The organism is Paenibacillus sp. FSL L8-0638, from assembly GCF_038593075.1.
Classification (GTDB): Bacteria; Bacillota; Bacilli; order Paenibacillales; family Paenibacillaceae; genus Paenibacillus; species Paenibacillus polymyxa_D.
The window spans coordinates 1,050,003-1,062,839 of record NZ_CP151960.1 but is presented as its reverse complement, the minus strand read 5'-3'; the positions used below and the strand labels follow the sequence as shown (position 1 = coordinate 1,062,839).

Genomic DNA, 12,837 nt, shown 5'->3' with positions numbered 1-12,837 from the left:
AATTATTTTCTATTTAATTTGCTCATTTTGTCTATAAATTTATAATCCCATCTCTCTGATCCGATCTGGGTTATCAACAGTTCTTTGAATTGTCGGCGCTCCAGTCTACTAGAAAAAATCCGCTTGGGGACCAATATAAATTTATGATTAGGCAGCAATATATAAAAGGCAGTCAGCGTATTAATGACCCCCTTTACTTCATCCCAGTTGTAACCCGCAGAGTACGTAAAATGAAGACCCTCCTTTGAAAACTCATAATCTTTTTCAATAGGCCATTGTGGGTGATTTAGGTAGTTAGCTTTCACTTCTTTAATAGTAAAGAAAGGAATAATTACAAAAACTAAGAATGGAAAGAAGAACATCGCTATCGTATTAGGATCTACTTCATTATCTACTATAAGCTTGTATGTAGCCATAATGACCAACAGAAACTGGATTGATGCCATCAACTTAAGCCCAGTAGACTTCTGATACTTCAAACAAAAATTAAATAACATGATATCTTTCAATGTTAGCCTGTACGTGTACAGTAATGTCTCTGATTGTTGCATATCGTAACTCCTCTCCCTACCCTCTCAAAACAACACGACTACTAATGGATGTTTTTTTCATTTACTATTTCTCCCTCTAAAACTAGTACTTTAATCTTTTTCGAATATTCAATTAAATTACCTTGGATATGTATTCTATCTATTTAATATATCGGAATTCAGAAAAAAATGGTAAGCAAAAAAATCCACAGACCTCTCCAGCTAGTGAGTTTACAGTTTCCACCTGCCGCTCACCTGTTCCAGAAAAAAAGACTGTAGATTTTATGGGTACTCCTAAACACGTTATTATCGTTCACAGCTCAAGATCTAGTTATAATCCTCCCAATAGCGATACTCCATTTCATTCTCACCTTTGGTGACGATGATCATGTTCTCAATATGTCCGGTTTCTTTATTCGTTCGGTAGATCATGGTACGGGTTTCGCCCTCATCGGGTACAGAGAAAAGTACTTTGTCACTGAGCATGCCGCCACCAATGCCGACGACGTGTTCCCCCCAGCCGGAGGCTGCGCCAGTACCGATGCCCGAACCTGCCCCACTAACACCAGCCCCGCGCGACAAAATAAGACCTATTCCATATCCGGTGACGGTCTGGGCCGTTTTACCTAGAGCATGCTCTCCGGCTGATTGGGTATGCTTTTGGACCCAGTAATCATATTTATCCGTATTTTGCTCATAACTCACAACATTCCCTTTTTTATCTATAGATATATCCGTTTTGCTTCCGTCTTTACCTGTCAGTTCGGTGACGGCGACAAGGGAATCGGATGTGATCTTGGAGGCCTCTCCTGTATTGTAATCTGTACGGGTAACGGAGTCCTCATATTGCAGCTGCAGGGCATTCATCTGGTCGTGAATTTTCTGCATAACCTGCTTGTCGCCGATGGCCTCGGCGTTTTTCAGTAGTTCCTCATATTGATGATATTTAACCGCGTCTGCCTGCTCCCATTCGTCTATGTTTTTGGGCTGCTTGGCAATTTCACCACCATGATCTCCAGCCTCTCCACTGCCTGCCAGCGCTGCGCTAGCGCTCATTGCCGCTGCTAGGGCTGTCCAGAAGCCACGTGTGCTTTCACCATCCGCATTTCTAAATTTCGAAGCGATGCTTTTCAGCTCAATTTCAATGGATTGAACCTTATTTAATACAGAAGATAGTGTATATTTAGCCGTTCGATAGTCATTATAAAAACGATTCCTCTCCATACCATCCCACTGGCTGTGAAGGTGGTTCATTGTGCTATCCAGGCCATTTAACTGGTTATACAGTGTGCCGTGGGCATTGGCAAATTGGGAGGCCACGCTGTCCAGCTGCTCCGGTGTGACTTGGATTTTTGTCATGGTGATCACATCCCATCTATGAAATAGGAGATAGAAATTATATTTTACAGTAAGCCTTATTTCATATTGTAAGCTATAGAGGTCGGATATTCATGAGGATTTATACGTATTTGTGTATTCAGAAGCAGTTCCTTTGATATAATGAATCCATATGAGTTCATTTCGACAAATACATTATTGAAAGTCAGGTGTAGGGACATGTCAGACAAAAAAATTATCTTTTTCGATATCGACGGTACATTGCTGGACGATGACAAGAAAATGCCGTTAACGGCAGAAAAGGCCGTCTTTGCTTTGAAAGAGCTGGGACATGAGGTGGCCATTGCAACAGGCCGTGCACCTTTTATGTTCAAAGATATCCGCGAGCAGTTGGAAATTGACTCCTACGTCAGCTTTAATGGGCAATATGTCGTGCTGCGCGGGGAAGTGGTCGCTACCAATCCGTTGAACAGAGAAGCCTTGCAAGCGATGACCGATCTGGCCCTCACACATAATCATGCCCTTGTATATATGGATCATATGGACATGAAGGCCAATATTCCTAATGATGAGCTTGTAGAGAAATCGGTCCAAACGCTTAAGGCCAAGATTTCAGTTGGATACGATCCGCTCTATTTCCAAGGAAGAGATATTTATCAGACGCTGTTGATGTGTACAGCAGAAGAAGAGCCTTTCTATGAAACGGTATTCAAGGCGTTTGACTTTGTGCGCTGGCATCCGAGTTCTGTGGACGTTGTTCCTCATGCTGGCTCCAAAGCGAAGGGTATCCGCGAAATTACGTCCAGACTTGGCATTGCCGCTGAAAATCAATACGCCTTTGGCGATGGCTTAAATGATGTGGAGATGCTGACAGCTATACATAACAGCGTCGCGATGGGCAACGGCTGTGATGAAGCCAAAGCCGCAGCTAAAATGGTCACAAAACGCGCAGATGAAGACGGTATTTTGTACGGACTGCAAAAGCTTGGTTTGTTAAGCTAACAGAATTGCTGATAGACTGGACATGTTTCGGGAAAAATAAAGTCTGTTTAAAGACTTACATATGAGAAAATAGGAGGTTGTCCTTAAATATGGAGACGGAAGGCTTACGCAATGTCGAACAGCTAGCCATGAAGAAGTACAAAATTTACAAGCAGAGCCTACTCCGGTATTTGGCACGTTCCATGCTGGCGAGTATGTTCATCGGGTTCGGCGTTATTGTAGCCTTCAAGACGGGCAACTTTTTTTACATGGAGCATTCTCCATTCACTTATCCCATGGCGGCGCTCACATTCGGAGCCGCTATCATTCTGATCGCTTACGGCGGCGGGGATTTGTTTACAGGTAACACCTTCTATTACACTTATGCTGCGCTCCGTAAAAAGCTACGCTGGGGGCAGGTGCTTCGATTATGGGCTGCCAGCTATGGCGGTAATTTGCTGGGTGCGGGGGTATTTGCACTCCTTATTTACTTGACCGGGCTGTTTGACTCCTCCAGCGTGAACAGCTTTCTACTGAGCGTGGTTGAGCATAAAATGGAAGCGCCTGCAATGCAGCTATTCTTCCGAGCTATTTTGTGTAATTGGCTCGTCTGTCTTGCCTTTTTTGTTCCCATGTTTATGAAGGAAAATGGTGCAAAGATGTTTGCCATGATGCTGTTTGTGTTCTGCTTTTTCATTTCGGGATATGAGCATAGTGTGGCTAATATGTGTACTTTCGCCATTGCGCTCGTGCTGGACCATCCGGGTACGGTTTCTGTCGCCGGCGTGATCCATAATCTCGTTCCGGTTACGCTCGGAAATCTGGTTGGCGGCGTGCTGCTTATGGGGGTTATGTACTATTCGGTGAATCTCCCGTTTTTGGACGAGAAAGAACACTAAAAAAAGAAGCCGTGGGACTTAGGTTCCACGGCTTCTTTGCGTTATTTTAGTAATAGATCATCCAGTGTTTACAAGTGCCTGCTTGCCTTTTATCCTTCTTGAGCAGGAAAATGGATAAACTCCTCCAACTCCTTGAACAGCTTCTTGGGATTAACATTGTCAGGTACAACCAGAGTTAGCGGCTCATCCAGCTTCAGCACGTACATGCCTAAAATGGATTTGGCATCTGCCATGCCGCTTTTGCCATGAATCCAGATGTCATACGTAAAATTGGATACGATTTGATTGATTTTTTCAATATCCTTAACGTCTTTTACCTTGATGGGTGTCATCATTGCACAGCACTCCCCTGCATTGAATTGGAGCTTACGAAACAAGCCTTAACATCACTTTACCCCATATGAAGCCTGTTGCAAAATCTTAATTTAGAAAATGACATGCGGCGCAGAGCTGATTTTCCAGTAGCTGCCGACCTTTTCAAAATTCACGGTGATTTTCTCATTCGCCTGCTTGGTTTCTGCCGGATAAGGCACGGTCAGCAGGTAGCTGCGCTTCACCGGAGTCATGGTTACCATTTTCGCCGTAGCCCGGTTGAACTCTAACAAATTGCCACCATCTGCGTTCAACTGAGCTAATCTGCCATTAACTTCGACGAAAAATTTACCGACAAATTGCTCACTGGCCTGCTTTGTGTAGGCCTGCGTCAGATAGCTGATCAATTTGGTCTTTGTACCGATGTCCTCGGACAGATAGCGGTAGCTTTTACCGTTCAACTGGAACGACTTACCCACCGGGCTGCCACCACTGATTGCATATTGATAACGAGACTGCGCCTCCAGCACAAGCGGAACCGCACTCTCGTGGTTCAGCTTGTCCAGTTGCGTCGGTTTCACGTTGGTAGCCGCTGCTGGCGCCGCAGTGGACGGCTGTTGCGGCTTAGACGGCTTCACAGTCGAAGGTACGATCGGAGCAGCCGCGGGTGCTACCGATGTAGATGGACGCTGTGCTGGTGCAGACGGAGCTACTGGTGTAGCGGCTTTGGCAGAACCTCCGGCTGCAGCCGGGGGCGAGCTTGCTGGAGCCGACGGCGCTTGCGCCGGGGCTGGAGTCGTAGCCGGTGCAGACGCTGCTGGTGCTGGCACCTGAGCCGGGGCGGATGCGGCCGGATTGGCAACGCTCGGCTGCGTCGCTTCCGCTGGAGCGGTCACAGCGGGCGCGGCAGCAGCGGCCTGTGCCACGCTCATAAGTGTGGCCGCAATGCACAGTGCGGATAGCTTCGTATTTAATTTCATACTTATATACACCTCCATAATCATATGTCTGCATAAACTGCAGACATTTCTATTATAAGAATTTCGCTTCTCGATTGGGTTGCTAAATTGTTTCTATTTGCCTTTTTTTGTTCATTCTGCACGAAGTTTGTCCGTATTTGCCGGAGACGGTTGTTCTGACTGTTTCACTTGCTTTGCCTCCATCTCTTCCAAAGATAGCGATAGTTGCTTAACAGATCGGTCCAGCTCCTCTAATCTGCGGCTTAGGGTGACGAGGATATATTTTAAAAGAATCAGACTTAATGCAGCAGGGAATCCGACATTAGTTACGAGCTCGATCATGCCTTCAGTCGTTAAAGAACTCACAGATTCCGCCTCCTTTTTCATACATATATTCCACCGATAAGAACTAATGTTCCCATTTTTTATGGAAAGCATACGTTATCTCTTGGGCTCTCATGACAAAAAGAGCTCCAATTCGCTTGGAGCTCTTTCTGTTTTTGTTCATTCTATTTGTTTTCAAACCACTGTCTAACGACATATCAAGGAGTATATATATTCGGCTGCTGTGGCTTGGACATCCCTTCTCCCAGATAAAACCCGGTGTGCGGCGGCTGATTATAAGCTACGTTCTGCCAGGCAACACTCAAGCGATACACTGGATCATGCATAAGCGTGTAAAATCGATGTTCTGACTCGTATGGTGTTGTGTAGATACGCAGCGCTGAATTATCACTTTTACGCCAAATGACTTCCTCGCGCCAGTCACCGAACAGATCGGCCTGCAAGGACGGCGTTCCTTTGGTTCCGTTATTGGAACTCGTCCCTGTTGCCGTAAGCAAGTTGGAAGTCATCGAGTTCGTATAGTTCCACTTGTCTATCTTTCCAGCGCTTGATGAGGTATGATCCAGCAGTTCACGGAGGAGATCCCCATCCCACCAGATGCCAAAATTAATGGAAGACGGTAGCGTGTTGGTGATGAGCTGCCCCTTGGCTGAACGTAACCCAATACCCAGTGCCCACTGCTCGTTCCCTTTAGTCCGCGGGTCAATGTCTGCTGACATGCCTCTTCCGGTATCCTTGCCTGTATTTACGCCCCATAAAATATTTCCATTACGCGGATCGTACATGGCAGCTCCGTAGGTGGCATTTTTGTCCTCGTTCACCTTGAACACTTCATAGCCCGAACGGTCGGGGTCCAGATCGCCAACATGAAGTGCATCACCATGTCCCATCCCGGTGTTAACCAGCTTCGCTCCGTTATCGTCTACAACCAGCGAGCCATACACAATCTCATCCTTATCATCTCCATCCACATCCGCTACACTCAAGCTGTGGTTCCCCTGTCCAGCCGTTCCGGCATTGGTGGAGCTGTTGCTGTCAAAGGTCCAGCGTCGGCTCAGGTTACCATTCCGCCAATCATATGCGACCAGAACGGTGCGAGTGTAATACCCACGTGCCATCACTATGCTGGGTCTCACGCCATCCAGATAAGCAACCCCGGCGAGAAAACGATCTACACGGTTACCATAATTATCTCCCCAGCTCGATACCGTTCCGCGTGGTGGCACATAGTCAATCGTACTAAGAGCCTGGCCTGTATCACCTGAAAACACGGTCAGAAACTCGGGGCCGTTCAAAATATACCCACTCGTGTTTCGATGATCAGCCGAAGCGTCGCCAATCTTTACTCCTGTACCATCTACCGTGCCGTCTGCTGTTTTACATACGATCTCTGCTTTGCCGTCTCCGTCAAAATCATAGACGAGAAATTGCGTATAGTGGGCTCCAGCCCGTATGTTCCGTCCCAGGTCGATCCGCCATTTGCGCGTTCCATCCAGTTCGTAGCCATCCAAAAATACATTTCCCGTATAACCGGATTGCGAATTATCCTTGGCATTGGAAGGGTCCCATTTTAACACAATCTCATACTCGCCATCCCCATCAAGATCCCCTACGCTGGCATCATTGGCATGGTACGTGTAGTTCACATGATCCGGAGTTGTGCCTCCTGCGGGCTGCTGGATCGGAACATCCAGATAGTTGTTGTTCCATACCTTCACCGCAGGAGAAGCGGCCTGCTCTGCTCCATTGACCACGGCACGAACGGTATACGAAGATGAGGTCGTACCTGCCTTGTCCAAAAAGTTGGTTCTCGATGGTATCGGCGCATCATTTACCTTGCTTGTCCCTCTGTACAAATTAAAGCCGACCGAATCCGCTTCCGTGCCCAGCAAGCGCCAGCTCACCAGTACACCCTCAGGCACCTTAACAGCGACGGCTCCACGGTTCAGCTTTTCCATTTGCCTCGTAGAGGCAGCAGAGACCTGGCTATCCATCGGGGTGACCACTCCACTCAACATGACACCGAGACAGAGCAACGCAGCATACCGAAACCTTTTATTCATCTGAATCATTAGCTCCTTTCATGGTTTGTATTTTCAATAAATTTATTTTATGTGACTGATAAGTTATTGTTGTTTAAATTTTATGATAGCGCTTACAAAAATGTAAAGGGACGAATACGTCCTTTTTGTTCAAAAATCCGGGCTAATGCTTTAAAAATCAGAGGTCCATGAATAATCGTTCTTCGTCAGCTATACTTTGGATATCCTCCGAGCTGATGCTGATATACTGATAGCCCTCTGCCTGTTGTTTTTTCAATGCAAGTTCCTTCATAAAACGTGGGCTGCCCTCTCCGGCATCCTCATCGTAAACAAGCAATAAACCGTCTGTTTTGCGGAAAAGGAGTTCATCCCGTGCCTTGAGTTGCCATATTCCCTGATAGGGCTGACGGCTGACTACTCCCACATAGTCAACTTCGGCACAAATCTGCTGAAAATATTCCTTTTTGTCCTCTTTCCATTTTTCCTCCATATTTTGATAAGCCATCATAATAGAGCATCTTAGGTGGGGATATTGCTGTTTTAGTGCAGTAACGACCTCACAGGCCCACAAGTCCACCCCGTATTGACCGGGGGTAATCACCCATTCCAGCCCTTCTTCAATCAGGGGAATAAGCCTGCCTGCAATCGCCTTTTTAATATATGGAATACCTTCGTGCTTCTGACTGAAAATATTCAGCTCATGGGCACGATAGCCCGAAACGAGCAAGTTTTTCATTTTCTCAACGTCCTTCTCCGATTATCATAAAGGTTATTGTACCACTTCAGAGCTGGCCACTAAACACTTCATTTTTTGGAGGAACGAATTGAATATAACGCAAAAGACGAATCTCTTCCAATGGGGCTGGATTAGGTTCGTCTTTTGGAAACTTGGTGTTAATCAGAATTGCTTTTTTGGTGCTTAATGAATTCCTATTACCTCCGCACATCACTCCTCGGACGAGTTCGCGCGCCGATCTTGAATTCTAACATTGCTACTAAATATACCGGCATCACTACTTAGCTTGAACGACGGGTAACTAGGGTCTGCCTCAAGCCGCATTCTGCTATCGAACTGCTGTTCCTGCTGCTGATCTACCCAAAAAGAATAAGGCTTAGACTGTACTGCTTTATCAGTTGCATTGGGCGCGGTGACAACCAAGATAACAAGTACACCGTTGCATCCGCAATCTTCTGTATCATAAAACAACTTGAACATCCCCGGTCGTCCTGAAAGGGCCATTTCTAGCCTTTCAACGGATAAGGAATCCAATTCCAAATGTATGCTCATGAGATGAATCCTCTCCTTTGTGAGTGAAGTGTGTGGAACCGTCAGCCCCAAAAAGACTAAATTTAAACTATATGTACATTATAGTCATGTTTTTGTATATGTCTATGTGACTGCACTCACTGCTATAAATGATCTCTTTTATCATTACCTCTTTGTTGATACATAAAAAGGTGTAACCCTCCATAGTTGATGGATTACACCTTTTTAAGAATTCATGACCTGTCTTCATAAAACAGCGATCGCAGACAAACATACCGTTTATGGTGTATGAATGCCGACAAATTGAAAGCTCCCTTTCGGGAACGCATTCCACTCATCTGGCTGATTATAGGCAGACGATCCGTAGGATATTCCTGGCTTGCGGACGAACGTTCCTCCTTGTGGAGTAAACTGTTCATGTGAATTTGGATTTCCTAATACATCCACCACTTGTCCTTGGTATTTTAAAACGTATGCAACAGTGTTAAATTCGTTCGGGTTGTAGAAATCGCCCTCATCATTGAAATACCAAGCATTCGTAATATCCATGAAATCATAAAAGATAGTGTCGATGATTATATATGGCATGGCAGGATAAACCGGATTAATCGGTAGAGTGGTAACTTTCATTTGGTTTGTTTTCTTCATCCATTGATGAAACTCCAGTGAGTAACCGTCTGCCCGATGGGAAGGATCTCCATTCCCGTTATAATACAATTGCAAAACAATTCTTCCATCCCCGCCATCCACATATTGCGAGAAATATACAGCAGGCGCTTGCTGTGGTTCCTGTTGGACCTGAAACACGACAGCTCTTCCATCCGCTCCTACCACCCATACCAGTAAAGGTTCTGGAGAAAGGGGAATGGAGGTGCCCAAGAGTTCTACAGGACCGATGAATGTCGATGATGGCGTTCCTCTATATACCAGGAATTTAGATTGTCCCGGGAAATAACTGGACAGATCCACGGTTCTGTGCGGCAAGCCGTATTTAACCCCTATCGGAGTGATCCCGCCGGAAACCAGTTCGGCATTGCGTGTATTCAACGTGTATTGCACAGAACCTCCCCGACCATCCGTGGCTGTAATGGTAACAGCGGCAAGACCGCTACCTGTTCCAGAAGCCACCGTTAAGATACTGCCATTAATTGATGCACTCACCAATGTCGGATCACTGGAGCTGACCGTAAACTGAAGCACATCTCCATCCTCATCGCTGAACAGCTGCTGCAAATCATAATCTCTTTGCTGTGTAACTCCGGGAGTCAATACCTGTTCGTTTATAGCTGCTATGACTTGAGGAGCTTGATTTAGCTGAGGCATGCTGACGGTAACCGGGAACGTCGCTCCCTCTGCACGTCCGTACTGATCATACACACTGAGTGTTACACTCGTGGTCCCTACACTTACTGGGTTTAACTGTAGTTTCTGACCATTCATATGGGCCGTAGCAATTCCTGGATCATACGTGTCTGCTGTCACTGACAGGGATGCTAGATCCCAGTTCAATAAGAACGGTGAGAGATCCAGTTCTGATGCAGCATCTCCCAATTGAAGCAACTGCTCAGGGATCGCTGTAATAACCGCATTTTCCAATAGATGAACCTGTAGGTCTGCGCTAATCTCTCCGCCTCTATCGTCTTTAGCCGTGATGGTAATCACGGTATTGCCGCTAGTCAACCCATGAATAACAAGCTGATCATTTTGAACTGTAGCATCTGCCACGGCTGGATCAGACGAACTGATTTCATAACGAATCGGGTCATGGTTCGGGTCAGCAAAGATGGTGGACAGATCCACAGTTCCGTCAGCCTTGCCTAAAATCAGATGTACAGCGTCTGGTGCACGGGTTACTACCGGGCTACTGTTAGGTATGGGCAAAACCGTTACAATCAAGGTAACTGTATCTGTTCCACCCTTGCTGTCCTCTGCCGTCAAGGTAATACTTACACTCCCCGCTTGCAGCGACTGCAAAGAAAGCTGAGCTCTCATTATGGTAGTCTGCACGATGGAAGCATCCGAACTGATCGCTGTGAACACCAGTGGGTCGCCATCTGCATCCGTAAATATTGTTGAAAGATCCAGTGTCATATCCGGCTGGCCCAATGTGACGGTTAACGGCTGAGGGGCTTGTCCATACGGAGCATGGTTAGGAGCGCCCTGAACCGTTAGCTTGAAATCAATCTGCTTTTGGCCTGTGCTGCCATCCTCTCCTTGCTGTCCGTCATTGGCAGTGACATGAACGCTCGTACTGCCCGCTCGAAGCGGACTCAGACGCAATTCATCCTCCGCAAGCACCACCGACGCTACAGCAGGATCATCAACCGTAACCTGATACGTTAAGCTTGCATTTTCCGGGTCCTGCACATAATCATTCAAATGCAGTACCGAGTCCGATTGTCCCACAGTAAGCGCCTGATCTGGTATACCTGCAGATACTGGCTGGCCATTCACGGTGATTTTGAAGGTAGACGATACCCTTTTTCCCCGTCCATCATTAGCCGATACACTGATGGATGCTTTTCCGACACTGACTGGCGTAAGCTTTAATGTATTGCCCGATACGGACGCCCGTACGATGCCGGATTGAAGAGAAGCTGCCGAAAAGGTCAAGGTATCCCCATCAGGATCGGTAAAGAATTGGCGTAAATCGTACAACTGTTCACCAGCGCCTTCTGTAATTACACGCTCTACTGAAGCATTTACGACTTCCGGTGAACGGTTAGCGCTGCTGGAAGAACTGGATGAGCTTCCAGAAGATGAGGACGTACCTGTTACACTTGCCGTAGCTAGACCCGTAACAGCGTTGGAAGCTACTCCGGTACCCAGTGTGACCGCAGAAACCTGTACATTTCCACTCACATTGACCTTAGCTGCCGGGTTGCTGACTTGAATATTTTCAATACTGCCTATCGTTTTCAATTCCAAGGCACCCGTCCCTGTGACGGTCAGCTGTTGGATTGTACTATTACCTGTCATTTCGACGGACTGGCTGCCATTTACCTGAACGGTCTGAACCGTTCCCTGAAGATTGACTTTGTTCGCCCCTTCATTAACATTCAGCTGCGGCAAGGAAGCATTCGCGCTAACCTCAATGCTTGCGCTAGATTGGACGTTCATGATCGTCGCGCTTGCGGTACCACTAAGTACAACGTGAACTTCTGGCTTTGTGACATCCATTTGTGTCAACGTAGAGCTATCAAATACAACTGTATTGTTATCTCCGCCATTAATATGGGTCTGTCCCTGCACCTGTACATCCTGTGCATAAAAATCCTGCTGTACTCGGGCGTCCACCGTTAACTGCTGTTCCACATTCAAGTGCAGTACGGATGTAAAATCACCAGCGATCACCAAATCTCCGTTTAGCGTGGAGCCGTGTCCGTTCAGCACAATGTTGCCACTGAACTCCGCTTCGCCGTCACGAGCCGAAGTCCCGCTGCTGTGAAGCTCCAACCAAGTCACCTTGTCCACCGTCCGGCCTGTGGCATGGAAACGAATGCCCGCGTTGCGCAGCGCGGTCTGATTATCCGCGTGAAAAATGCCGCGCAGCGGCTCTGCCACGTCATACGCGATGCCATTGATCCGTATCTGCTTGCCGTCCATTTCCTCGAGCTGCGAAGCACGCTCCTGTGGAAACAAAGCAGATACGAGCAGGCTGGCCGCATCTACGCGACTTACCGAGTCTTTGGCGTGTAGATTTCCGCCAAATTCACTCATCAGCCCGTTATTCAGCGCCGCCCGAATCATCGGGGCCGCCCACGGGCTGGCGTCCTTCCACGCCGTCGGCAGCGTCTGTGCCGACGGCGAGTCGGTTGTGCTAGCGGGCGTGCCCGCAGACGTCCCCGTCCCAGCGGACCTGACCAACAGCGCGACCAGTTCCTGGGCGCTGATCAGGTCATTCGGACGGAAGCGTCCGTTGGCGTCGCCCTGCATCAGCCCGGCCTTACGGGCTGCCTCTATAGCCGGGCGCCCCCAACTATCGGCGGGCACGTCCGTGAAGGAGGCAGCGCCGTCCAGGTTGCCCGTCGGAAGCTGCAACGCTTTGACCAGCAGTGCGGCTAGCTCCTGACGTGTGAGCTTCTGCCCAGGTCTGAGCGTTCCGGCGGGGTCGCCTTGGATAATCCCGAGTTCACGGGCTTTTTGCAGTTGTTCCAATTGCTG

The 12,837-nt window shown here is 47.6% G+C and carries 11 protein-coding genes; 2 read left to right on the top strand and 9 right to left on the bottom strand.

What is annotated here, in order from left to right:
* Positions 1 to 2 precede the first annotated feature (2 nt).
* Positions 3 to 416, bottom strand: coding sequence for a YcxB family protein (locus MKY35_RS04745; protein ID WP_342445746.1), 414 nt, complete (start codon positions 414 to 416; stop codon positions 3 to 5).
* Positions 417 to 857: 441 nt separating this feature from the next.
* Positions 858 to 1,889: a WXG100 family type VII secretion target gene (locus MKY35_RS04740; protein ID WP_342445745.1), complete on the bottom strand. Its 1,032-nt coding sequence runs from the start codon at positions 1,887 to 1,889 to the stop codon at positions 858 to 860.
* A 198-nt stretch (positions 1,890 to 2,087) separates the two neighbouring features.
* Between MKY35_RS04740 and MKY35_RS04735 the strand changes: the two genes are divergently transcribed.
* On the top strand, positions 2,088 to 2,870 hold the full coding sequence (locus MKY35_RS04735; RefSeq protein WP_039272493.1) for a Cof-type HAD-IIB family hydrolase: 783 nt from the start codon (positions 2,088 to 2,090) through the stop codon (positions 2,868 to 2,870).
* Positions 2,871 to 2,959: 89 nt separating this feature from the next.
* Complete coding sequence (locus MKY35_RS04730) at positions 2,960 to 3,748, top strand: formate/nitrite transporter family protein (protein WP_029517571.1); 789 nt, start codon at positions 2,960 to 2,962, stop codon at positions 3,746 to 3,748.
* Between the two features lie 89 nt (positions 3,749 to 3,837).
* Here the strand turns inward: MKY35_RS04730 and MKY35_RS04725 are convergent, their stop codons facing one another.
* From MKY35_RS04725 to MKY35_RS04695, 7 genes are all read right to left on the bottom strand, one after another.
* Positions 3,838 to 4,083, bottom strand: coding sequence for an HPr family phosphocarrier protein (locus tag MKY35_RS04725; protein ID WP_209950003.1), 246 nt, complete (start codon positions 4,081 to 4,083; stop codon positions 3,838 to 3,840).
* A 90-nt stretch (positions 4,084 to 4,173) separates the two neighbouring features.
* Positions 4,174 to 5,040, bottom strand: coding sequence for a DL-endopeptidase inhibitor IseA family protein (locus tag MKY35_RS04720; RefSeq protein ID WP_342445744.1), 867 nt, complete (start codon positions 5,038 to 5,040; stop codon positions 4,174 to 4,176).
* A gap of 111 nt (positions 5,041 to 5,151) precedes the next feature.
* Positions 5,152 to 5,385, bottom strand: coding sequence for a hypothetical protein (locus MKY35_RS04715; RefSeq protein WP_039272563.1), 234 nt, complete (start codon positions 5,383 to 5,385; stop codon positions 5,152 to 5,154).
* Positions 5,386 to 5,561: 176 nt separating this feature from the next.
* Entirely contained in the window at positions 5,562 to 7,358 is a 1,797-nt protein-coding gene (locus MKY35_RS04710; protein ID WP_342446604.1) for a rhamnogalacturonan lyase, read from the bottom strand.
* Between the two features lie 226 nt (positions 7,359 to 7,584).
* Positions 7,585 to 8,142 (bottom strand): SLOG family protein, encoded by a 558-nt coding sequence (locus MKY35_RS04705; protein WP_342445743.1) that lies wholly within the window; start codon positions 8,140 to 8,142, stop codon positions 7,585 to 7,587.
* A 210-nt stretch (positions 8,143 to 8,352) separates the two neighbouring features.
* Positions 8,353 to 8,694, bottom strand: a complete 342-nt coding sequence (locus MKY35_RS04700; RefSeq protein ID WP_342445742.1) for an iron-sulfur cluster biosynthesis family protein — start codon at positions 8,692 to 8,694, stop codon at positions 8,353 to 8,355.
* A gap of 258 nt (positions 8,695 to 8,952) precedes the next feature.
* Positions 8,953 to 12,831, bottom strand: a complete 3,879-nt coding sequence (locus tag MKY35_RS04695; protein WP_342445741.1) for an S-layer homology domain-containing protein — start codon at positions 12,829 to 12,831, stop codon at positions 8,953 to 8,955.
* Between the last annotated feature and the right edge of the window lie 6 nt (positions 12,832 to 12,837).